At 62.1% G+C, this 21829-nt stretch carries 17 protein-coding genes and 1 riboswitch; of the genes, 6 read left to right on the top strand and 11 right to left on the bottom strand.

Annotation, left to right across the window (positions count from 1 at the left end):
* Positions 1–31: 31 nt before the first annotated feature.
* Entirely contained in the window at positions 32–1267 is a 1236-nt protein-coding gene (locus ACMFWR_RS10690) for a hypothetical protein (protein ID WP_413191654.1), read from the top strand.
* 81 nt (positions 1268–1348) lie between these two features.
* Here ACMFWR_RS10690 and ACMFWR_RS10695 read toward each other — a convergent pair whose 3' ends face one another.
* From ACMFWR_RS10695 to ACMFWR_RS10705, 3 genes are all read right to left on the bottom strand, one after another.
* Positions 1349–2794, bottom strand: coding sequence for an NAD-dependent succinate-semialdehyde dehydrogenase (locus tag ACMFWR_RS10695; protein WP_413191655.1), 1446 nt, complete (start codon positions 2792–2794; stop codon positions 1349–1351).
* A 225-nt stretch (positions 2795–3019) separates the two neighbouring features.
* A complete protein-coding gene (locus ACMFWR_RS10700; RefSeq protein ID WP_413191656.1) occupies positions 3020–4420 on the bottom strand; it encodes a GntP family permease in 1401 nt (466 codons plus the stop codon).
* Between the two features lie 296 nt (positions 4421–4716).
* The gene (locus ACMFWR_RS10705; protein ID WP_413191657.1) at positions 4717–5589 is read right to left on the bottom strand and encodes an aldo/keto reductase; all 873 of its coding nucleotides are present in this window, start codon (positions 5587–5589) and stop codon (positions 4717–4719) included.
* 291 nt (positions 5590–5880) lie between these two features.
* Here ACMFWR_RS10705 and ACMFWR_RS10710 point away from each other — a divergent pair, with 291 nt between their 5' ends.
* Positions 5881–6834: a LysR family transcriptional regulator gene (locus ACMFWR_RS10710; RefSeq protein WP_413191658.1), complete on the top strand. Its 954-nt coding sequence runs from the start codon at positions 5881–5883 to the stop codon at positions 6832–6834.
* A 152-nt stretch (positions 6835–6986) separates the two neighbouring features.
* Here the strand turns inward: ACMFWR_RS10710 and ACMFWR_RS10715 are convergent, their stop codons facing one another.
* The 4 genes from ACMFWR_RS10715 to ACMFWR_RS10730 form a co-directional block, all read right to left on the bottom strand.
* Complete coding sequence (locus tag ACMFWR_RS10715) at positions 6987–7478, bottom strand: heme-degrading domain-containing protein (protein WP_413191659.1); 492 nt, start codon at positions 7476–7478, stop codon at positions 6987–6989.
* Between the two features lie 160 nt (positions 7479–7638).
* Positions 7639–9174 (bottom strand): MFS transporter, encoded by a 1536-nt coding sequence (locus ACMFWR_RS10720; protein ID WP_413194848.1) that lies wholly within the window; start codon positions 9172–9174, stop codon positions 7639–7641.
* A 332-nt stretch (positions 9175–9506) separates the two neighbouring features.
* The gene (locus ACMFWR_RS10725; protein ID WP_413191660.1) at positions 9507–10616 is read right to left on the bottom strand and encodes an isopenicillin N synthase family dioxygenase; all 1110 of its coding nucleotides are present in this window, start codon (positions 10614–10616) and stop codon (positions 9507–9509) included.
* A complete protein-coding gene (locus ACMFWR_RS10730) occupies positions 10613–11467 on the bottom strand; it encodes a sugar phosphate isomerase/epimerase family protein (protein ID WP_413191661.1) in 855 nt (284 codons plus the stop codon). The genes ACMFWR_RS10725 and ACMFWR_RS10730 overlap by 4 nt, the downstream gene beginning before the upstream one ends.
* A 193-nt stretch (positions 11468–11660) precedes the next feature.
* On the opposite strand from ACMFWR_RS10730, the gene ACMFWR_RS10735 reads away from it, so the two are divergent.
* The 3 genes from ACMFWR_RS10735 to ACMFWR_RS10745 all read left to right on the top strand — a co-directional run bounded on the left by ACMFWR_RS10735 (position 11661) and on the right by ACMFWR_RS10745 (position 14905).
* Positions 11661–12041: a MarR family transcriptional regulator gene (locus ACMFWR_RS10735; protein WP_413191662.1), complete on the top strand. Its 381-nt coding sequence runs from the start codon at positions 11661–11663 to the stop codon at positions 12039–12041.
* 101 nt (positions 12042–12142) lie between these two features.
* A riboswitch (guanidine-I (ykkC/yxkD leader) is annotated at positions 12143–12277 on the top strand.
* Positions 12278–12462: 185 nt separating this feature from the next.
* Positions 12463–13485: an ABC transporter substrate-binding protein gene (locus ACMFWR_RS10740; protein ID WP_413191663.1), complete on the top strand. Its 1023-nt coding sequence runs from the start codon at positions 12463–12465 to the stop codon at positions 13483–13485.
* A gap of 454 nt (positions 13486–13939) precedes the next feature.
* Complete coding sequence (locus ACMFWR_RS10745; RefSeq protein WP_413191664.1) at positions 13940–14905, top strand: magnesium and cobalt transport protein CorA; 966 nt, start codon at positions 13940–13942, stop codon at positions 14903–14905.
* 95 nt (positions 14906–15000) lie between these two features.
* Here the strand turns inward: ACMFWR_RS10745 and ACMFWR_RS10750 are convergent, their stop codons facing one another.
* From ACMFWR_RS10750 to ACMFWR_RS10760, 3 genes are all read right to left on the bottom strand, one after another.
* Positions 15001–16590 (bottom strand): SulP family inorganic anion transporter, encoded by a 1590-nt coding sequence (locus ACMFWR_RS10750; RefSeq protein ID WP_413191665.1) that lies wholly within the window; start codon positions 16588–16590, stop codon positions 15001–15003.
* 80 nt (positions 16591–16670) lie between these two features.
* Positions 16671–17267 carry a carbonic anhydrase gene (locus tag ACMFWR_RS10755; RefSeq protein WP_413191666.1) on the bottom strand — a complete coding sequence of 199 codons (597 nt, stop codon included), beginning with the start codon at positions 17265–17267 and terminating at the stop codon, positions 16671–16673.
* Between the two features lie 548 nt (positions 17268–17815).
* Positions 17816–18226 carry a hypothetical protein gene (locus ACMFWR_RS10760; RefSeq protein WP_413191667.1) on the bottom strand — a complete coding sequence of 137 codons (411 nt, stop codon included), beginning with the start codon at positions 18224–18226 and terminating at the stop codon, positions 17816–17818.
* A gap of 305 nt (positions 18227–18531) precedes the next feature.
* On the opposite strand from ACMFWR_RS10760, the gene ACMFWR_RS10765 reads away from it, so the two are divergent.
* Positions 18532–19053: a plasmid fertility inhibition factor family protein gene (locus tag ACMFWR_RS10765; RefSeq protein ID WP_413191668.1), complete on the top strand. Its 522-nt coding sequence runs from the start codon at positions 18532–18534 to the stop codon at positions 19051–19053.
* A 170-nt stretch (positions 19054–19223) separates the two neighbouring features.
* Here the strand turns inward: ACMFWR_RS10765 and ACMFWR_RS10770 are convergent, their stop codons facing one another.
* Positions 19224–21788, bottom strand: coding sequence for a penicillin-binding protein 1A (locus ACMFWR_RS10770; RefSeq protein WP_413191669.1), 2565 nt, complete (start codon positions 21786–21788; stop codon positions 19224–19226).
* Positions 21789–21829: the final 41 nt, after the last annotated feature.

A 21829-nucleotide genomic window follows, 5' to 3' on the forward strand; every position in this document is an offset into this window, starting at 1 on the left:
AGGCGTCACGTCGCGGACTCGGAGGCCAGCGTTGAGGCTTGCGTTTGCCTCGGCGTATATGCTGTGCGCGATGGTCTGTGGCATCGCGGCGGTCGCCACTGCCGGAGTCAGGCAGGAGCAGGAGGCCGCGCCCTCTTCGCATCTTGCGGCCAAGGTTTCGAAGTCCGCCAAAAACTCGACACCTTCGAACACTTCGTCGAATACTTACGCGAGCGCCGGTTCGCACGCACGTGCCGGCCAGCAGACCGTCCTCGAGTACGGCGACCAATGCGCGCGGGAAATCGGCGAGATCTGCCCGTTCGATTGCAATAGCGGCACCGACATCCCGATCACCGTCGACAACAAGACGCCGACGGACTATACGAACCTCAAGCAGTGCGACCGGCCGTCGTTGCTTGTTCCGGATCAGGCGAATAGCGGGCAATGCATGCCCTATTCCAAGGTGCTCAATCTGTCTCGCGGCAGCACCCAGATTTCGGTGTACTGCCGCCGCAATTCGCTCAACCGGCACCCCGACAAGAGTCATTACTTTGACGAGGTCGACATCGTTTTACATCACACCGGCAGTGGAAAGACGTGCTGGTTCCAATCGAAGGCCGCCCCGCCCCACACACCGGTCCAAGGTCAAGGCGCGGACAAGAGCGACAACGTCGGTATCGACGCATCACGCGTCCCGCCACCCAACGAACGTGTCGCGCCGGCCGGACATCCGTCCGCGGTGGAGTTCTGGAAAGCACCACGCGAAGTGGCCGCTGCGCAGTGCGCATCGTGTCACGATGCGGGTCCCTTTATTCAGAGTCCGTATATCGCGCAAGTCTGGAATAACGTGCCCACTGATCCGTGGGGTAAGTATGTGAATATCGGTGCGGATTTCGCTTCGTGGCGGCGATCATGGGCGATCAGCACGCCGGGCAATACCTGTATCGGCTGCCATCGGATTGGCGATGAGCGCAGCTGCAGTACTTACGTGCCGATGTCAGCAGGTCGCCTGGGTTCGCCTGCCAACAACGCGCAGGCCAATGCCTTTCCGCTGAGTCACTGGATGCCGACGCAGGACATGGAGCAGGATCGCTGGACGGCGGAAAACATTCGGTCAGTCAACGATATCCTGACGTGCTGCGCCGATCGCACGCACAAGAACCCGAATTGCACGTTCACGCCGGTCATGTCCGCGCCTCCCAAAAGTCACTGGATAGGCGCGATGCCAGCGGATCACGCTTGCCCGATGTTCGACCGAGTCGCTATCGGAGGCACAGCGGCGCATTGATGCGGAGAAATGAAGCGATGGAGAACATGCTTCGTGTGGTGCAGTTCTGCCCTGCACCACCGTTCATGTGCGCTTTGCCAATTAAACGGCCATCACCGACACCGCCTTCGTGACGAGGTACGGCTCCATCGCTTCGGTGCCGCCTTCGGAGCCGTAGCCCGAATCCTTGACGCCGCCGAACGGCACTTCCGGCCACGGCGCGGCGGGCTGATTGATCCACAGCATGCCGACTTCAAGTTGCTGCGACAGCAGATGCACGTTACGGAAGGACTGCGTGAAGGCATAGCCGGCCAGCCCGTAAGGCAGACGGTTCGCCTCAGCGATAGCGTCCTCGAGCGTGTCGAAGCCGCGTACTGCGGCAACCGGGCCGAACGGCTCGCTATTGAACACGTCGGCTTCGAGTGGCACGTTTGTGATCACGGTCGGCGCGAAGAAATTGCCGTCCGAGCCGATGCGCTCGCCACCGGTTTCAATCGTCGCGCCGGTCGCGAGTGCGTTTTCGACAACGGCCGACATCGCCGTCAGGCGGCGCGCATTCGCAAGCGGCCCCATCGTCGTGCCTTCGGCGAGACCGTCGCCGAGCTTGATGCCCTGAGCCTGCTTGACGAGTTCGCGGCTGAACGCTTCACGGATGCTGTTGTGCACGAGGAATCGAGTCGGCGAAATACAGACCTGACCTGCATTGCGGAACTTGGCGCCGCCGGCGATCTTTGCAGCGAACGCGATATCGGCATCTTCTGCGACGATCACCGGCGCGTGGCCGCCGAGTTCCATCGTGGCACGCTTCATATGCGCGCCGGCAAGCGAGGCGAGTTGCTTGCCAACCGGCGTCGAGCCCGTGAACGTGATCTTGCGAATTACCGGATGCGGAATCAGATAGCTCGAGATTTCCGCGGGGTTGCCGTACACGAGGCCGACAACGCCAGCCGGCACGCCTGCGTCGACAAACGCCCTGATGAGTTCGGCGGGAGATGCCGGGGTTTCTTCGGGTGCCTTCACGAGGAACGAGCATCCGCTTGCCAGCGCTGCACTGAGCTTGCGCACCACCTGATTGATCGGAAAATTCCACGGCGTAAATGCGGCGACCGGCCCGACAGGCTCCTTGAGCACGAGCTGCTGCGCTTGCAGGTTGCGCGCCGGCACGACACGGCCGTAAACCCGGCGGCCTTCGTCGGCGAACCACTCGATGATGTCTGCAGCCAGCAGCGTTTCGACACGCGCCTCGGCAAACGGCTTGCCCTGCTCCATCACCATCAAGCGGGCAATCGCTTCGGCGCGCTCACGCACGATAGCCGCCGCCTTGCGCATCAGGGACGCGCGTTCGAAAGCGGGGATCTTGCGCCAGACTTCAAAGCCCTTTTGCGCAGCAGCGAGCGCGCGATCGAGGTCAGGGATACCCGCATGTGCAACCGTGCCGATCACCTTTCCCGTCGCGGGGTTGAGAACGTCGATCGTTTTCCCGCTTGCGGCGTCACACCAGACGTTGTCGATCAGCAAACGCGTGTCGGTATAGCTCGGATTCATCATGGTGGGTATCGGAGTATCGGAATGAATGAGGATGGCGATGGGCTGGACATGCGCCGCATCGGGCGCGCAACCGCCCCGACACGCGTCGGGCTCATGCGAACCGGGTCGCACGCGCTGGACTGAGGGATGTCTTGTGCGGCGATTCTAGCCGATTGTGAAACGCATGGCCGAACTCCTCCGTGAGCTACCGGAGGAGTTGGAAGAGCAGACGACCGTCAGACCCGGTCAGACCAGACCGGTCATGTAGTAGACGGCGATCACGAAGAACACCGCGCAGGTCTTGATCACCGTGACAGCAAAGATGTCCTTGTAGGACTCTTTGTGTGTCAGCCCCGTGACGGCAAGCAGAGTAATCACGGCGCCGTTGTGCGGCAGTGTGTCCATGCCGCCGCTCGCCATTGCAACGACACGGTGCAGGACTTCCATCGGAATACCGGCCGCCTGCGCGTTCTTGATGAACAGATCGGACATGGCCGCGAGCGCGATGCTCATGCCGCCCGACGCGGAGCCAGTAATACCCGCCAGCGAGCTCACCGACACCGCCGCATTGACGAGCGGATTCGGGATGCTCTTCAGGCCATCTGCCACGACCAGGAAGCCGGGCAATGCGGCGATGACGCCGCCGAAGCCATATTCCGAGGCCGTATTCATTGCCGCAAGCAACGCGCCGCCGACGGCCGTTTTCGTGCCGCTCGCAAACTTCTGGCGCACACGCGGGAATGCCGTGACGACGACAAGCAGAATGCCAAGCAACAGCGCGCCTTCCACGGCCCAGATCGCGACCAGCGATTTGACGGGCGCGACGATCGGCGTATGAATGCCAGGCAACGCATCGCCGGCCACCGTGTAGCTCTCGCCATACCACTGCGGAATCAGCTTGGTCAGCACGAAGTTGGCGACACCGACCAGCACGAGCGGCGCGATCGCAAGCACCGGGTTGGCCAGCGTGGTCGATTCGACACGCTCCGGCTCGTTGACGAGCGACGTGCCATAACCTTCACCGCGCGCCGCAGCTGCACGACGGCGCCATTCGAGGTACAGCAGGCCGACCGCAATAATGAACAACGAGCCGACCGTGCCGAGAATCGGCGCCGCCCATGCGGTCGTCTTGAAGAACGTGGTCGGGATGATGTTCTGGATCTGCGGGGTGCCCGGCAGCGAGTCCATCGTGAACGAGAACGCGCCGAGTGCAATCGCGCCCGGCAGCAGGCGCTTGGGGATATTGCTCTGGCGATAGAGTTCGGCCGCGAACGGATACACAGCAAAAACCGCCACGAACAGCGAGACGCCACCATAGGTCAGCAGTGCGCAGACCGCGACGATCACGGCATTGGCGCGCGATCGCCCGATATAGCGAATCGCAGCGGCAACGATCGCCTCCGAAAACCCGGATAGCTCAATGACCTTGCCAAAGACGGCGCCGAGCAGGAACACGGGGAAATAGAGCTTCACGAAGCCGACCATCTTCTCCATGAAGATCCCGCTAAAGACGGGAGCGACGGCAGCCGGGTCGGTGAGCAGCACAGCGCCGAGCGCGGCGACCGGCGCCACGAGAATCACGCTGTAGCCCCGGTAGGCCGCAAACATGAGAAAAACGAGTGCGGCGAGGACGACTATAAAAGCCATTACGTCTCCTGAAAGGGGTTTGAATAATTTTTATCGCAACGCATGAAAATACGCCGCGTGCGCGCCATGCTACCGGACGCGCAAACGATAAAAAATACGCAAAAAGACGTAATGGGGTCGCAACGAGCGCCAAGACCTGGAGCCCCGGCCGGCTCGTGCGCAAGCCGCCGGCGTTGCCACACGCGATGCGCTTCAGCTGGTGATCGGCATCCGAGTCGCGCACCGCGCGTGCGGCGTCCCGCATGGGACACCGCTGTCATGCGCCGACGCTGATCAAGGCGTCACGCCCTGACGAACTACGCCGTGACGCGCCCTGCCTTGTCCAGCTCGGCAAACTCCGCATCCGTGAGCTTGACGCTCGCGCCTGCAACATTCGCCTCAAGGTGATCGACCTTCCCCGTGCCCGGAATCGGCAACATCACGCGCGAACGCTTGAGCAGCCATGCGAGCGCAATCGCTCCCGTGCTTACGTTGTGGGACTTGGCGATTTCATCGAGCACGGAACCCGGCTGGGCCAATTGCCCCGCCGCAAGCGGAAACCACGGAATAAAGCCAATGTCGTGCTTCTCGCAATGCTCGAGCACCGCTTCGCTCTGGCGATTGCCGAGGTTATAGAGGTTCTGCACCGTCACGACCTTGAAATGGCGTCGCGCGGCTTCGATTTCCTCGACATTGACTTCGCTCAGGCCCACGTGGCGAATCAAACCTTCCTTTTGCATCGCCGCGATTTCGGCAAACGTCTCTTCACGCGGGACCTTTGGGTCGATCCGGTGCAACTGCCACAGATCGATATGGTCCACGCCGAGCCGGCGCAGGCTCGTCACGACACATTGACGAAGATATTCAGGGCGGCCGAGCGGCGCCCAGCGATCCGGACCATGGCGCGTGAGGCCGCCCTTGGTGGCGATCACCATGCCTTTGTACGGATGCAGCACTTCGCGAATCAGGTCTTCGCTCGTGTACGGACCATAGCTGTCGGCCGTATCGATGAAGTTCACGTCGAGTTCGGGCAGACGCGCAAGCACGGCACGCGCAGCCGCCGGATCTTCAGGGTCGCCCCAGATACCCTTGCCGGTAATGCGCATGGCGCCGAATCCAAGGCGATTGACGGTGATATCGCCGCCGATCTTGAACTGACCGGAGGCTGCTGCAGAAACAGACTGGGACATGGTGTGCGCTCCTTGAATGCACGAAAGCCGCGCAAACGGATCCCTCCGGGCGCGCGGCGGTGTCAGACAGCGCGATCCTACGCGCAATGGGGGAACGAGTCAGGCCTCCTCAAGCTGAATTCAGAATTAACGGGAACTGACATATCGCAGCAATCGCGCTGCATTGCGGACGCGCGGGCATGCCTAGACTGCGGCGTATTTTGGCGCGGGTCATAATCCGCGCTTGTTTATCCGCGCTTGCGGCTGTGCGCCACGACGGCTGTTGCCGGGCATCGACATCGGTGCCGCGGGATGCGTTCCCGTGTCGGACTCATGGGCAAGCGCGAGGGCCTTGAAATGAAACTCGATGACATTGATGCCTTCGTGGCGGTCGTACGCTGTCAGTCGTTGAGCGTTGCGGCGCAAGCTCTGTCGCTGACTCAGCCGGCGATCACGCGTCGCGTGCAAAGCTTTGAAGAAGCGCTTGGCGTCGAGCTGCTCGATCGCAATACCAAGCCGCTCAAGCCGACGCCCATGGGGCGGCAGGTCTATGAGCAATGCCGTGCAATTGTGCGTGAAGTGGATACGCTTCGCGATCTCGTCGCGACCGATACGCCACCGGTAGGCCGCTTGCGTCTGGGCATCGAGCCCGTGATCAGCGATATGGCCTTGCTCGACGGGCTGCGTGACCTGCGTGACATGTTCCCCGGCCTGCAAGCCAAGGTGTCGACCGATTGGGGCGCGGCGCTGCTCGAACGGCTTTCACGCGGCGAGCTCGATGCTGCGGCCCTGCTGATGCCAGCCAACACACAGTTTCCCGAAACGATCGACGCCGAGTCGATCGACGCTGTCGAACTGGCGGTGGTTGCGCCCAAGGGCCGGCTAAGAAAACGTACGCAGACGCTGCTCGACCTTCAGCCGCACGGGTGGGTGCTCAATCCCGAAGGATGCGGGTTTCGCATGGTGCTGCAAAGGACGCTGGCCGAGCGCGGTGCTTCGCTCAAGGTCCAGCTCGAGACGCTGGGCACGGAACTACAGCTGGACCTCGTCGCCGACGGCGTGGGGCTGGGTCTGGTGGCCCGCACAGCGCTCGCGGCGAGCGCGCGCGCCAACGATCTCGATGTGATCAACGTGACGGACTTTAAACCGTCCATCGATATCTGGATGGTCAAGCCGCGTTTTCTCGGCAAGCTCCAGTATCCCGTCGGTCGATTCGGTACGGCGGTTCAGCAGGCATTCAAACCGGCTGCGGCTCAGGTCGCCTGACCTGCGTGGCTTGATGTGGGGGATGGCGTGGCGCCGGACGACTCCACGTGGAATGGCGCGCGACGACGCGAAATCATGTGACTCGACCTACGTGGCGTGGCCCGCTCACGCGAGACACGCCCTCGATGCTTTGCTGCAGTCTTGTTGCAGCTTTATTTCGTGGCCAGCAGCCGGGTCAATGCGGCCACCACGGTCGCATGATCCTGCCAACCGGGCAGCCCCGACACCGTAACGACACCGACGGGACCCAGGCCGGCAACGAGGATCGGCACCGAGCCGCCGTGGCCGGCGTACTCTTCCTCCGGCACCGCCTTGCTGTCGTGGAGCGACGTGCCCTTCTCGGCCTGCTCGCGATTGATGCGGAACGACGACTTGCCGAAACGTCGCACGCTGTTGCGCTTGCGACGGATCCACTCGAGATTGTCGGGCGAGCTACCCGGCAGCGCGACGCTGTAGACGGTGCGCTCACCGATAAACACATCGAACGCAATCGGCAGGCTGCGTGCGATCGCGTCTTCCTTGAGCAGGTCGCCGAGCGCAATCGCGTCGAGGTGCGTGAAGCGCTCGAACGTCAGCGCGGCTTCCTGGGCTGCGACCTCGTCGGAGGCCATCGTTTGCGTCGTCTCGGGAATCGGTTTCGTCATGTCAGTGAAATAGGACTGGGGAAGAGGCGTCGTGCAACGAGCATCGCGTTACCGGCGGCGTGCTACAGCCGTGGTGAGGGCGGCGTCGTGCAACAGGCGTCGCGCTACAGGTGCGTGCAACGGGCACAATCAGCCGGTGCGAGCAACAGCCGGGAGCATTCTAATCGAGCGGCGGCGCAGGCATCGCTTTCGCATTGAGCGTCATATCCGGGATCTTGCGTACCAGCAGGATCGCCGCTGTGATGGCCACCGCGACAAACAGCACGCCGGTATGGATCGATGCCACGAGCAGTTGCCGGCTCATGCCGAGCAATTGCGGACCGTCGAAGCCGGCTTGCGCCAGGTCGGTCAGCAGCGTCGCGCGCGTGCCGGCGTCGACGAGCACTTGCGGGTCGCTCAGCCGCGTGGTCCAGTGCGCCGCATTGGCCGCACCCGTCAGATTGCCGAGTGCGTCCGCGACCCCGCTTGCGTAGCTCCGTGCAACGATCGTCCCCACCGCCGCTGTACCGATCATGCCGCCGACCATCCGGGTCGACTGCATCAGCGCCGTGGTGATGCCGAGATTCGACCGGCCGGCGATCTCCTGACCGAAGATGTTCATATTGTTGAGCACGAATCCCAGGCCGACGCCGCCGCAGGCCAATGCAACTTCGAGCACGACCAGAGGGGTGTAGCGGTACGTCATCGCCACGCCGATGGTCGCAATCAGCAACAGGGTGAAGCCGGCGCTCAGAATTGCCGCGGGCTTCTTGAGGCGCACGATGATTTTCGTGTTGAGCAGACTGCCGCCTGCGATGCATACCGGGAGCGGTGTCGCCAGCAAACCGGCTTGCTGCGGCGACATGCCGAAGCCGCCTTGCAGCAGCAATGGCGCGAAGAAGATCAGCGAAAACATCGACACGCCCGCCAGTGTCGACAGCGTGAATAGCACGACGAGCTTGCCGTTCGCGAACAGACTCAGCGGCACGATCGGGTGCAGCGCGCGACGCTCGCACGCCACGAAGGCCACCGCGCTGATGACCGTGACGGCGAGCAGCACGAGATTGCCCGTATTCAGCCCACTACGCGGCACATTTTCAACGCACATCTGCAAGCAGGCGAGCGCCACCGTGAGCAGCGCCGCACCGAGCCAGTCGATGCGGACCTTCCCTTCGTGCGCGCGCCGGAAAAACGGCAGATATCGCCAGACACAGTAAAGGCCTGCGAGTCCGACAGGCAAGTTCACGAGGAACGTCGAGCGCCATCCATAGTGCTCGCACAGAAAACCGCCGAGCGAAGGTCCGGCGGCCGTGCCGATTCCGTAGGCTCCGGCCAGCACGACCTGCCAACGCACCCGGGCTCGCGGATCGGGAAACAGGTCAGGGATCGAAGCGAATGCGGTCCCCACCATCATGCCGCCGCCGACGCCCTGAAGCCCGCGCGCGATCACGAGCGACAGCATCGACGGCGCGATGCCGCACAACACCGATGCCACGGTGAATGTCACGATGGCGGCCACCACGAACGGTTTGCGGCCAAAGTAGTCGCCAAGCCGGCCGAACACCGGCACGGTCACCACGGAGGCCAGCAGATACGCGCTCGCCATCCATGCGTAGTATTCGAAGCCCTGGAGTTCCGACAGGATCGACGGCAATGCCGTGCTGACCACCGTCTGGTCGAGCGCAACGAGCATATTGACGAGGCCGATGCCGAGCATCGCGAGCAGGGAATCGCGAAACGGCCGAGCCGGCGCCGAATGAGACGGGGGTGGCATCGATTCGGCAGTCACTAGGCAATCCTGGGGTCTACAGAGTACAAGGGCACGGCGCCGATTGCGCCGGTCGGGCGCGCCAGTCCCGCACATGTCGCCACGCCGGACTTCGCCGCCATCGGAAAAGCCCGTCGATTGTACTCAATCAGCCCTTGCCTGTGGTGCGGTCCTCAGTGCACTTGGCTCGTGGTGCTTGAACCATGGCGCGCGAGCCGTCGTCTGTCCCGCACCACGCACCAGTCACAATTTTTCGGTCCGAGCGCATTACCTGTCGAGCCTCAGTCGCTTGCGTCCGCGTCCGCGTAACGGGCCTGCTGGCCGAAACTCGCCAGCGCCTTCGATCCTTCGGGCAGGACCAGCTCACCGCGCTCAAGACGCTGCTTCAGGTACGTAAAACTCTGTGCCGTTTGCGCGAAAAGATGATCGCCCGCGGCGACCGGCGCGTAGCGTTGCACGGCTTCCGTTGTCGCAAAGGGTTCAAGCGGTGCCACGACGGTCCCGTAGTCGCACGCGAAAAACAACGGGAACGAATAACGCTCCTCGGCGACCTTGCGCACCCGATGCGACGTCGCGACGTAGGTGCCACCGGTCCACACCTCGAGCATGTCGCCGATATTGACGACAAACGCATTGTCGATCGGCGGTGCATCGATCCACCTGCCCTCCCCGTTCATGACCTCCAGACCCGGCGCGGTCGGCATCAGAATCGTGAAGCACTCATAGTCGGTGTGTGCGCCGATGCCCGGGCGATCTTCCGCGGACGCGTCGAATGGATAGTGAATCAGGCGCAACTGGCTCGGCGGCTTCGTCAGGTACCGCTCGAAATGCGTTTCGGGCAGACCCAGAGCGAGCGAGAAACCCCGAAACAAGGTTCTGCCGAGCGCGAACGCCGCCGCATAGTACTGATCCACGGCTTCACGAAACCCTGGCTGATCGGGCCAGATGTTGGGCCCGAGCATTGGTGTGCCCGCGAGCACGTCGGGATCGTCGGCCGGCAAGTCGCGTCCGGTATCGAATGCCTCCTTTCGATCGCGCTTTCCGCCGGCGAACACCTCCTCGCCTTCCGGCACATAGCCTCGGTGCGCCATCGACGTGCCGATCGAGTGGTCAATGTAGTAGCGCATCTTCCACTCGACCGGCCCCGCAAAGAACGCCTGTGCCTGCGCAATCAGCGCCGACTGCTGCGCACGCGTGACCTGATGCCCGGTCACGTAGAAGAACCCTGCCTCGCGCGCCGCGCGATCGAGTTCCCGGGCGGTAGCCATGCGTTGCCCGAGTGATGCGTCATAGAGGCCGCTGATGTCAACCACGGGCAGCCGTTCGAAACCGGTATGCGTGTGTCCGGTACGAGCGGGATGGGTGGATTGTGCGGGTTGTGTGCGCTTCATGCGGCTTGGCGCTCCGAAAGAAAGTCGGCGATATGGCGGCGCTCTTCATGACCCATCCAGGTATTGACCTCCCAGAGGTCCGCGACCGGCGCGTTCGTAAATGGCAAGGTATGCAGATAGCCGTCCGGCCCGAATTCGGGCGTCATCGTCGTGACGGTGTAGCCGCGTGCAATCTGCGAGGACCACAGCGCTTCCCACATTCGCTGATGGGAGGCGAGACACTCCGCGTATTCGGGCGCGGCCGGATGCGGGACCTGAGGACCCTGCGGATAACCGATGCGGCCATGCACGTGGTGCGCATGCGGCGCGAGCTCGAGCAACGTCTCCCATTCCGACTCGAGCAGCCGCTCGCAGACGTTGACCCAGTGGCTGAAGTCACACGTCAGACGGAGCGCCGGTACGGCGCGTGCCACATCGCGCGTGACCCACGGATTGAAGAACGAACGTCCCCGGTGCGTTTCGAAGCTGCATACGACGTCGTGCCGCTCGGCGATGTCGACGGCGCGCGCAAAAAAGTTGATCTGGGTCGCAAGCGGCCACGCATCACACCCCGCCATGACGTTGAAGAAGCGCGGCTGCAAAGGCTTCGCCCACGCGATTTTTGTCTCGAGATCGAGCAGATGGGCTTCGGGCGTCGCTGAACGATCGGGTACGTAGCTGCCTGCGGTCGTGATCTCGGCGATGAACGGCAGATGGTGAGTTTCGATCGACGCGGCGAACGCGTCTCGCCGCGCCTCGCCTTCTGGCACGGGCGCCTCGATGCCATCGAAACCCGCTGCCCGGACGAGCGGCGCGGCTTCGTCAGGGCCGCCTTCGAAGCCCCAGAACGTCTTGAACAGTTCGAGTTTCATACGAGATTTATTTATGTGCAAAAGTGCATGCAATACTACATGCGTAATGCGTCCGCCAAAATAAACTTGCGGTGATTGGACGCGGGTACCAGACGCGGGTACCAGACGCACGTGCCGAGCTCGGGCACCGGACGCTCGATTTCCGGGTCTGTTTGCACATAAACTGTGCGCGCCTCCTCTTGCTGGTGAATCGATGAAGAAGAAAATCTCCCGAAACAAGGGGCAAGCGGTCGCCCGCGCGATCCTCGACATGGACCTTCAATGGTCGGCCTCATTCGGCGAGCTCGGATTGAGCGACCTCAACTACAGCGACCTCTTCTGCCGCATGTGGATCGACGACCTCGAGGCATTTCCGAAGACCGCGCTCTACGACTTCATGCCCGGCGTGAGCCGACGCACCGCCGTGCGATATGTCCAGTCGCTGATCGACAGCGGCCTGCTCGCCGAAACGAGCGCCGAACATGATCGGCGCATCAAATTCGTGTCGCTCACGCCCGAGATCGCCCATCGGCTCGAGCTGTTTCTCGGCTATGTGCACGACCGGTTTGAGGGACTCGACGTGACGCCGCGTTGACCTGATCGTCGAGGTGACCAACAAGGCTGGCGCAGCGCTCGCAATACTGCCGCTGGCATGGATATCGCTTTATTGGGGCCGAGAGGTGCGGCGATGTCGCATCTTAGGGATGCTAGGGTTCCGGTTCGAGAGAACGTCTGGTCCGAGAGCAGCCCGGCACGGCAGCATGAGGGCGGACAGTCGTACTCCACCCGCATGCTCGCCGCGCTACACGGCGGGATAAAAGCCCGGGAGATCGGCGATCGCGACGGCGGTCGTGCCTCTCCATGGCTGGCTTGAGTCTCCCGCAAGCTCAGGGTCCGGTCATGACGTGGCAACGCGCATTGCGCGATGCCACTGCGAAGTCATCCGCCTGGTCGTGAGCCCGAGAGCCCATGCGCCAGGCGACACGATCACTCACCCGGTCTCCTGGAGAAACACGATGAAACGCAACGAATCCTCGCTCTACCGTGCACCCACACGCGTGCTTCGACACGCGATCGCGGGCGTTGCCGCCGCGCTTGTACTCGGCGCGACGGCCATTCCCGCACAGGCCGCTGCTCCACTCAAGATCGGCTATAGCGACTGGCCCGGCTTCGTCGCGTTCCAGATCGCGATCGACAAAGGCTGGTTCAAGCAGGCGGGAGTCGATGTCGACTTCGAATGGTTCGACTACTCGGCCTCGCTCGATGCATTCTCCGCGGGCAAGCTGGATGCCGTCGGCGCGACCAACGGCGATGCGCTCGTCACGGGTGCGACCGGTGCTAAAAACGTCATGGTGCTGCTGACCGATTATTCGAGCGGCAACGACATGGTCATCGCGAAGCCTGCGGTCAAATCGGTCAAGGATCTCAAGGGCAAGAAGGTCGGCGTCGAAGTGGGTCTCGTCGATCATCTGTTGCTCGACACCGCACTCGAAAAGAACGGCCTCAAGGAAACCGACCTGACGCTCGTCAACGCCAAGACGAATGAGTTGCCCCAAGTGCTGTCGTCGTCGAACGATGTCGCGGCGGTCGGTGCGTGGCAACCCAATGCGGGTGAAGCACTCAAGCGAGTGCCTGGTTCGAAGGCCATCTTTACGTCCGCCGATGCGCCCGGGCTGATCTATGACGCGATTACCGTGAGCCCCTCGAGCCTGTCGTCACGTAAGGCCGATTGGCAGAAGGTGCTCAAGGTCTGGTATCAGTGCGTGGCTTATATCAACGATCCGAAGACCCAACCGGACGCGGTCAAGATCATGTCGGCGCGCGTGGGCCTCACGCCTGCGCAATACCTGCCGCTGCTCAAGGGTACGCATCTGCTCGACGAAGCCGCTGCGAAGAAGGCCTATGTCAAAGGCGCTGGCCTCGACTCGGTGTATGGGTCCAGCACGAACGCGGACAAGTTCAACGTGCGCAACGCGGTCTACAAGCAGTCGCAAGACGTGAGCGCATATATCGATTCGTCGCTGACTAACGCGAACTGAGCGCAGCGACTGTGTTCCGTGAGTCGATGAGCGGCGATCGCTTTGCACTCGGCGATGTCGCTGTAGCGGTCAGGCGTGAATCGCTCATCGCGATTCGTTGCTTATTACTCATTGCTCGTTAATCGTCAATCGTTAATCGTTGCTCGTTAGTCAATCGTTATATTCAAGTAAGGCGATGTTCAGGAAGGCCGGTGTCTTTGATGCCGGCCTTTCGTTTTTTGTGAACGAGATTGACGCGAATTGTGTTTCCTTTTGTGTCCGGCAAGCGGAGAAGACCGCGTGGGCAGCCGTCCTTCGATCGCCAGAAAGACGCGACCACCCCGTCGCAGCGCCCTTTTCGAGCTTCTGCTTCGCAATGACATGAAGCATTCGAAGCGCCTTGGGTTGCCTTACTGATGCCAAGCAGCTTGGCTACAATCGAACCCCCTCTCCGTGCGATTCGCGAAACCACGACATGATCATCAATTCCGCTGCGTACCGGCATGGCAAGAAGATCGGCGACGTGCCGATCGACGATATCAGCGAGGTGCTCAAAGAACCCGACACGTTCGTCTGGCTCGGCGTGCTGGATCCAAAGATCGAGTTGCTCAAGCAGATTCAGGTCGAGTTCGGACTGCACGATCTCGCGATCGAAGATGCCCTCCTCGCGCATCAGCGGCCCAAGGTCGAAGCGTATGGCGAGACACTGTTTGTCGTGATGAACACGGCGCAGCTCGTCGACGATCTGCCAAGCTTTGGCGAGACGCATATTTTTCTGGGCCACAATTTCGTCGTGTCGATCCGCCATGGCGCATCGTCGTCGTACCAGCAAGTGCGTGCCCGGTGCGAATCGATGCCTGCCCTGATGACCAAGGGGCCGGCGTTCGTCGCGTACTCGATCATGGATTTCATCACTGACCATCTGTACGAGGTGGCCGATGAAATTCAGACGCGTTTCGAAGCCATCGAAGCGCATCTGTTCACCGACGAATACGACCGCGAAACCATCAACCGGCTGTACCGCATGAAGGCAGAGATGCTGCATCTGCGCTCTGCAGCAACGCCGATCGACGAAATCTGCCGGCAGATGACCCGGTTGCATGAGGACCTGATCCCGAAGGAGCTGCGGCCCTACTTTCGCGACATCTCGGACCATGCGCTGAAGACCGTGACGATTCTCGACAGCGTCCGCGAAATGATGACCACGGCAATCCAGATCAATCTCGCGCTCGTGACGTTCTCGCAAAATGAAACGGTCAAGCGCCTTGCCGGCTGGGGTGCCATTCTCGCGGTGCCCACGCTGGTGTTCAGCCTCTACGGCATGAACTTCAAATGGATGCCCGAACTCGATTTCAAGTACGGGTACCCTGTCGCGGTCACAGGGACCATTGTCGCGTGCGTCTATCTGTTCCGGCGCTTGCGCAAGTCGGGTTGGGTTTGAGGACGCGGATTCGCCGAATGCCTATGTGAGCACATCGCGCACATAGGCATCTGCACATACCGCTTGTCGTGCAGCCGCGATGGGGTACCGCCGTGTCAGTGCGCAGCGGACGCGTTACCCATTCCGCTCAGGTCGAGATGAATCAGCTCGACGCGGATATGGCGGCGCGGCGCCTCCTCGACAAACTCCGACAGCACGCGCCGGATGTCATGATCGACATAGCGCGCCGCGCTGGCATCGACGATCAGCACGCCATTCGGCGCGACCTTCGCCAGGTGCGTTTCGAGCGAGACCTTCGTCAGAAACGAGACGTCCTTATGGAATCGCAGCAAGTGATGCGTGCCGTGCACGGTCATGGTCATCGCGCCACGCCGATGGAGTTCGAGCGCGACGACGGCGCTCACCGCGATGCCAATCCCGATGCCGACCAGCAGGTCAGTCAGGAGTACACCGACAATCGTTGCGGCAAACGGCGCCCAGTGCGCGATGCCGTTGCGCCATGCGCCGACGAACAATCTCGGTGACGCAAGCTTGTAGCCCGTATGGACGAGGACGGCGGCCAGGCACGCAAGCGGTACGCAGTTCAACACATCGACCAGCAAGAACAGACTCAGCAACAGCAGGATGCCGTGAATGACCGCGGCGAGACGCGTCGAGGCGCCGGCTTGCACATTGGCCGAGCTTCGCACGATGACCGACGTGATCGGCAGCGCGCCCACCGCACCCGCCAACAGATTGCCGATCCCTTGCGCGCCCAGCTCGCGATTGGGTGGTGCTGTTTCGCGACGCGGGTCCAGTCTCGATACGGCCGTCAGGCTCAGCAGCGTCTCAAGGCTCGCCACGATCGCGACGGTGATGCCCAGCTCCCACGTCTTGCCATCTTTGAGCGCAGCAAGGGTCGGCCACGACATGGACTGACCGAGCGCAGCGAAAGAGTCGATTCGCGGCAGCGAAATATGTCCCGATGGGACGATTGCCAGTGACGGCAACCACCGTGACGTGACGACTGAAAAGATCACGCCCCAGATCACAACCAGCAGCGGACCGGGTACTGCCTTCACAGCTTTGAAGCGCTGCATGGCCGCGCTCGACCAGGCGAAGAGCACGACGAGTGAGACCCCCGAAACCACGGCGGCACCCGGTGCGATGCGGGCGAGAAAATGCGCAGGCGCGATCGACGGCTCCGCTTCAACGCCACTCGCGAGATCGAGCGCCTCGCGCGCCACGGCGAGCGTCTGGCCGTCAGGCACGGGAAGGTTGAGGCCGAGCCCGACCGGTACTTGCTGAATGATCAGCAGCAACCCGATCGCCGCAAGCATGCCATTGACCACCGACGTCGGCACATACGCAGCGAGCCGGCCGACGCGAAGCATGCCGAAGATCAGTTGCAGCGCCCCGGCGATCATGACCGCCGTCATGAAAGCAGAAAATCCACCCGACAGTTCGGTGGCTTCGACGACGATCACGACCAGCCCCGCAGCCGGTCCGCTGACACTCAGGCGGGACCCGCTGAACACGGCGACAACCGTGCCGCCGATCACACCAGCGAGCAGGCCCGCGAGCGGATCGACACCGGACGCGCTCGAAATGCCGAGGCACAGCGGCAGCGCAACAAGAAACACGACAATGCCGGCGAATACGTCGCGACGAAGCGATGCCGTGAATTGCGAAAGCGAGGAAAGCATAAAGAGTCTCCGCGAGTAAGACGTTGAACAGCCGAACGAGCGGATTCGGCGACACGGGCCCGAACGTGGGCGGGGATGGCCTACAGCTCAGAGGTCAGCTCTCGCAGCAGCCCGTCTTTGAGTCCGTAAACCCAGCCGTGCAGCTTGGGGCGCTTGCGTGCGCGGCTCATCGGTTCGGAGTGTCCGATGACATCGAGCTGCGCCTGCACATTGAGTTCGACAAGACGATTGATGCGCGCGTCGAGCGTCGGCAAAGCGTCCAGTTCCTTGCGATGAAAATGCGCGAGCCTGCGCAAAGGCTCGATGCGCTCGTTGACGTTCGGCGTCGCATCGTTTTCAGGCAGCAGCGCGGCGCGCACGCCACCGCACCCGTGGTGGCCGCAGACGATCACATGCTTGACCTCAAGCACGCAGACTGCGTATTCCAGCGCACTCGAGCTGTTTGAGCCGGTGCCCACCATATTGGCGATATTGCGAAGAACAAACAGGTCTCCGGGCGATGCATGCGTGATCGTCTCCGCCGGCACACGGCTATCGGAGCAACCGATCCAGAGAAACGTCGGCGTCTGAGCGTGAGCGAGCCTCTGGAAATAGGTCGGGTCGCGCTGCTGCACGTCATTCGACCAGGCGAGGTTCTCGACAAGCAGGCGTTTCGGAGAAGGGTTCGAAGCAGTCAATCGTCACTCCAGCGTGGCGGTCAATAAGAACATCGGTCGCGCAGCGAGCGTCGGGCAACGAGCAGCCGTTCTTTGGGCCGCGGAGTCGCCGCACATCGCCAAGCGAGTGTCGTTAGAGATCGCGCAATGAATGAAGTGCCGATGAGATAGCGCTTAGTGGTGCGTCAAATTGTCACACCTTGAGATACAGTTCTTGACGAACGAAAATTTTGTGAAAAACAAGATAGCGCGATGTGCAATCATGCTTTGCGCGCATCGATTGGAAAAGCGTGAAAGCCAACGTGCCGGACGTATTGGCCGACACGTTGGAGGGCCCGGCCGCCGCACGGTCCAGGCCCATGAGACAGCGAGTCGCGTGGTGAAAGCGTTGCCTAGTGAAAAATGAGGTAGAGGATCACCAGCACGACCAGCGGCACACCGAGAAACCAGCCAAGGATATAAGGCATGGCAACCTCCTGCAGGTAGAGCGCTCGCCGCCAACAGGCGTTTAGCGCGATACCGCTATTCAGCAGGCCGCGTGCCCGATGTTCTGGATGCTTGTTAATCGTTCAACGCTTTTGCATCTTCCAGCCCTGCGCGGTCTTGCAGAACAGCGGCAGCCAGCTTTGGTCCTGGTCCTTTGCGTTGAGCGTGACGGCCACATGCCGGCAGTGCATCCCGTTTTGATCTGCAGTGTCTTTCGGCGTGACCGTGCCTTTGATCGGCACCGAATTGCCGAGACCTTCGTTGGACCAGTCGGCGCTCTGGCCATCGGGGCTGCCGTCAAGAGCGGCGTTGAGGGTCTTCGTCAACGAAGCGAGATCCTTATCGCGCATATAAGTTATCGGCGAGTTGTGCATAAACGCGAGGTTTTGCGCATAGACACTGACCGAAAAAGACATCAACGCGAGCGCCGCAACAGCGGCGCACTTCGGCGAGCGAGAAAGAGCAGACGGCTTGAACACAAGACGACGTGGCATGACGAGTCCTCGTTAGACGGCGAAGTGGCGAATCGTGGCTTGCGGCGTCGGCGGGATGAAACCGGCCGTGTTGCCGATTCGGCATCAATGACACGTGCAGCCTGCCAGAAGCGCTCTTCGCGAGCAACCCGGCCTATCGTTCTGGATTGCCCCGGAGCCACCCTGACCCTTTTGTCATCGAATCTTCATATGAACTTGCTCGCCTCGCAAGCTGCCTCGCGGGATAATTTGCGATGCCTGACCATCGCAGGCTTGGCTTGCTCCATACTTAATCAACCCTGACGCTTTTGTCGTTGCCTGAACCGATGGACACACTGGATGCCCCGCCCCTCGAGTCCGCCGATGGCGGACCGCCGCTCGCGTACGCCGATGAATCGGGTATCTGGACGGTGCCTCTGACCGAGCACCCCCACTACCCGTCCGTCCAGCTCAAGCGGATCTTCAACCTGCCCGATAGCCGCCATGTTGTCGTCCTCGTCGACGCCAAGGCCTTGCTTGCGTGCGCCGATCGCGATCCGACCGACTACGTGCTGCCCGCGCCCCAGTATTGGCAGCAAGGCAAGGTCAAGGGCCTGCGGGAATTCCTCGAGCCCGGCCAGTCGCGCATTCCGGAAATGCCGTACGTGCTGTTCAGTACGCGGCGCACGAAGGGCATTGCCGGCATTCTCGGCTTCGGCCATGAAGGCGTTGTCTCATTTCGGAACGGTCAGCACCGCGCGCGCTATATGGCGCATGCGGGCGCCGTCTGCTTTCCGGTCGAGGTGCACGAGACGGAAGCCGAGGGCCTGCGAAAGTATTGTGGCTGGGTCGGCGCCGGACGGCACTGACGTCATCGACAACGACGTACCCCCGCCGAAGTTCCGGCCGCCCGCCGTGCATGCGTGGCTGACGTGCCTGAGAGCGGCGTGCCCTTCACGTCGGGTATGCAAAAAAAGGCCGGCGATGATCGCCGGCCTTTTGTCTTCTCATACCGCTTTCCACACCTCTTCTTACACCGTTACCGGTGCTTGAACAGATCAAGGATCTCGCTCGTCTCGCTCGCGCTGACCGCAGGCGGCGGAGGCGCGACCGGTTGATCCGGATTCGGGCCCGGTTCGGCGCCGGCCGGCGTGCTCGCGGCTTCTGAACCCGACGCGCTGAACGGGTTGGCATCATCGAGGCCGATACCTGTCACGAAGCCGTTACCCGGCGTGAAGTTCGAAAGATAGAGCTCGTCGTTGATCGTCGTCACGCCGTCGGGCGGTGGATCGACGTATTGCGGTACGCCACGCAGCGCACGCCCCATGTACTGAACCCAGATCGGCAGCGCGAGCTGCGCACCGAACTCGCGTGAGCCGAGGCTCTTGGGCTGGTCGTAACCCATCCATGCAACAGCGACGAGTGTGTGCTGATACCCGGCGAACCAGCCGTCATGCGCTTCGTTCGTCGTACCCGTCTTGCCCGCGAGGTCAGTCCGCTTCAGGACGTTCGTGCCGGCGCCGGTACCCGCCTGCGCGACCGAACGCAGCAGGCTCGTCATGATGTAGTCGTTAGCCGCCGAAATCGTGCGCGGCGCGTTCTGCCCGGCGACGACCGGCTGAGCCTTCGACAACACATTGCCGCGCGAGTCACTGACCGTGTTGATCAGATACGGATTCACGCGATACCCGCCGTTGGCGAACACGGCATAGGCCGAAGCCGACTGAAGCGGCGTCACAAGGCCGGCACCGAGTGCCATCGGCAGATACGGCGGCGTCTTGTCCGCATCGAAGCCGAAGTTCTGCGTCACATAGTCCTGTGCGTACTTCGTGCCCACGAATCCAAGCAGACGGATCGAGACCAGGTTCTTCGACTTCTCGAGCGCCAGGCGCATCGGCATCGGGCCGTCGGGCTGATCGTCGTCCTTCGGGTCCCATGCGTCCTGACCCGGGCCGGCCGGTGGGAAGTGCAGCGGCGCGTCGTTGATGATGGTCGCCGGACCGACGCCCTTTTCGAGCGACGACGAATAGATAAACGGCTTGAAGCTCGAACCAGGCTGGCGCCACGCCTGCGTCACGTGGTTGAACTTGTTTTTGTTGAAGTCGAATCCGCCGATCAGCGCGCGGATCGCGCCGTCTTGCGGCGTCAGCGACACGAGTGCACCCTCGACCTGCGGCAACTGGCTGATCGCAAAACCGCCCTTGCCGTCCGGTGCGATCCGGATGATTGCGCCCGGGCGGAGCTTGACGCCCGCCGGTGCCTTCGGGGACATCGCGTTGGCTGCGAACTTCAGGCCGTCGCCTTGCAGCGTGATGACGTTGCCGTCCGATGTCTCGGCGTCGACCGTCTTCGCCGTCACGCTGGTCACCACTGCGGCCACCAGTTCGCCGTTGTCCGGATGCGAATTGAGCGCTTCGTCGATCGCTGCGTCACGGTCGCTCGCGTCAGTGCCATTGACCGGCGGCAGGTCGACGAACGCCTCGGGGCCGCGATAGCCGTGGCGGCGCTCGTAGTCCATCACGCCCTTGCGAACCGCGTCATACGCGGCTTCCTGATCGCCCGAGTCGATCGTCGTCGTCACCGTCAGCCCGCGCGTGTACGCATCTTCCTTGTACTGCGAGTACATGATCTGACGGACCATTTCCGAGATGTACTCGGCGTGGACCGTGTATTCGGTGCCGGCCGTCTTCGTATGGATCGGCTCCTTGATCGCCTGGTCGTATTGATCCTGCGTGATATAGCGCAGGTCCAGCATGCGCTTGAGGATGTAGGCCTGACGGATCTTTGCGCGCTTCGGATTGACGATCGGGTTGTACGCCGACGGCGCCTTCGGCAGACCGGCGAGCATCGCTGCCTGTGCGAGCGTGATGTCCTTGAGGTCCTTGCCGAAGTACACACGCGAGGCGGCCGCAAAGCCGTAGGCGCGCTGTCCCAGATAGATCTGGTTCATGTACAGCTCGAGAATCTGGTCCTTGCTCAGGGCCGACTCGATCTTGTACGCGAGCAGCATCTCGTAGACCTTACGCGTATAGGTCTTCTCGCTCGACAGGAAGAAGTTGCGCGCGACCTGCATCGTGATCGTGCTCGCACCCTGCGCGTTACCGCCGTGCATGACGTCTTCGACGCCTGCGCGCAGGATCCCGATAAAGTCGACGCCGCCGTGCTCGTAGAAACGGTAGTCCTCGATCGCCAGCACGGCTTTTTTCTGCACATCGGGGATGTCGTTGAAGCGCACCAGGCTGCGACGCTCTTCGCCGAACTCGCCGATCAGCACGTGGTCGGCGGTGTAGACGCGAAGCGGCACTTTGGGCTGATAGTCGGTCAGCGCATCGAGCGACGGCAGATTCGGCCGCATCACGACGAGCATGTATCCGACGATCAGCGCGCCGATGATCGCGCAGGCAGCGACCAGGCCGCTGAACCCGATGATCAGCGTGAGGAAAATGGAACGTCGTGCACGGGGCTCGTCGTCATGGTCATCGCCACCGTTGCCGTTACCGTTGCCGGGTGTCGGGTCTTCAAGGTGACGGGCGTCGCCGAGGTTGCGAAAACTCGGCTCACGGAAGCGATCGCCTCTTGAGGGCGGTTGATTCTGATTGGCCATGGGCTTTGTCGATCTCGTTCTCAGCGCAGAGCGGTGCGCAA

Origin of the sequence: Pararobbsia alpina, assembly GCF_965118125.1 — a bacterium.
Taxonomy (GTDB): Bacteria; Pseudomonadota; Gammaproteobacteria; order Burkholderiales; family Burkholderiaceae; genus Pararobbsia; species Pararobbsia alpina_A.

What these genes read in the sequence shown, in the direction of transcription:
- ACMFWR_RS10700 (WP_413191656.1), bottom strand. Translation starts at nt 4,420, where the DNA reads ATGGCTTTTATAGTCGTCCTCGCCGCACTCGTTTTTCTCATGTTTGCG.
- ACMFWR_RS10735 (WP_413191662.1), top strand. Translation starts at nt 11,661, where the DNA reads ATGAAGAAGAAAATCTCCCGAAACAAGGGGCAAGCGGTCGCCCGCGCG.
- ACMFWR_RS10730 (WP_413191661.1), bottom strand. Translation starts at nt 11,467, where the DNA reads ATGAAACTCGAACTGTTCAAGACGTTCTGGGGCTTCGAAGGCGGCCCT.
- ACMFWR_RS10725 (WP_413191660.1), bottom strand. Translation starts at nt 10,616, where the DNA reads ATGAAGCGCACACAACCCGCACAATCCACCCATCCCGCTCGTACCGGA.
- ACMFWR_RS10760 (WP_413191667.1), bottom strand. Translation starts at nt 18,226, where the DNA reads ATGCCACGTCGTCTTGTGTTCAAGCCGTCTGCTCTTTCTCGCTCGCCG.
- ACMFWR_RS10765 (WP_413191668.1), top strand. Translation starts at nt 18,532, where the DNA reads ATGGACACACTGGATGCCCCGCCCCTCGAGTCCGCCGATGGCGGACCG.
- ACMFWR_RS10695 (WP_413191655.1), bottom strand. Translation starts at nt 2,794, where the DNA reads ATGATGAATCCGAGCTATACCGACACGCGTTTGCTGATCGACAACGTC.
- ACMFWR_RS10750 (WP_413191665.1), bottom strand. Translation starts at nt 16,590, where the DNA reads ATGCTTTCCTCGCTTTCGCAATTCACGGCATCGCTTCGTCGCGACGTA.
- ACMFWR_RS10705 (WP_413191657.1), bottom strand. Translation starts at nt 5,589, where the DNA reads ATGTCCCAGTCTGTTTCTGCAGCAGCCTCCGGTCAGTTCAAGATCGGC.
- ACMFWR_RS10745 (WP_413191664.1), top strand. Translation starts at nt 13,940, where the DNA reads ATGATCATCAATTCCGCTGCGTACCGGCATGGCAAGAAGATCGGCGAC.
- ACMFWR_RS10710 (WP_413191658.1), top strand. Translation starts at nt 5,881, where the DNA reads ATGCGTTCCCGTGTCGGACTCATGGGCAAGCGCGAGGGCCTTGAAATG.
- ACMFWR_RS10720 (WP_413194848.1), bottom strand. Translation starts at nt 9,174, where the DNA reads ATGCTCGGCATCGGCCTCGTCAATATGCTCGTTGCGCTCGACCAGACG.
- ACMFWR_RS10770 (WP_413191669.1), bottom strand. Translation starts at nt 21,788, where the DNA reads ATGGCCAATCAGAATCAACCGCCCTCAAGAGGCGATCGCTTCCGTGAG.
- ACMFWR_RS10715 (WP_413191659.1), bottom strand. Translation starts at nt 7,478, where the DNA reads ATGACGAAACCGATTCCCGAGACGACGCAAACGATGGCCTCCGACGAG.
- ACMFWR_RS10740 (WP_413191663.1), top strand. Translation starts at nt 12,463, where the DNA reads ATGAAACGCAACGAATCCTCGCTCTACCGTGCACCCACACGCGTGCTT.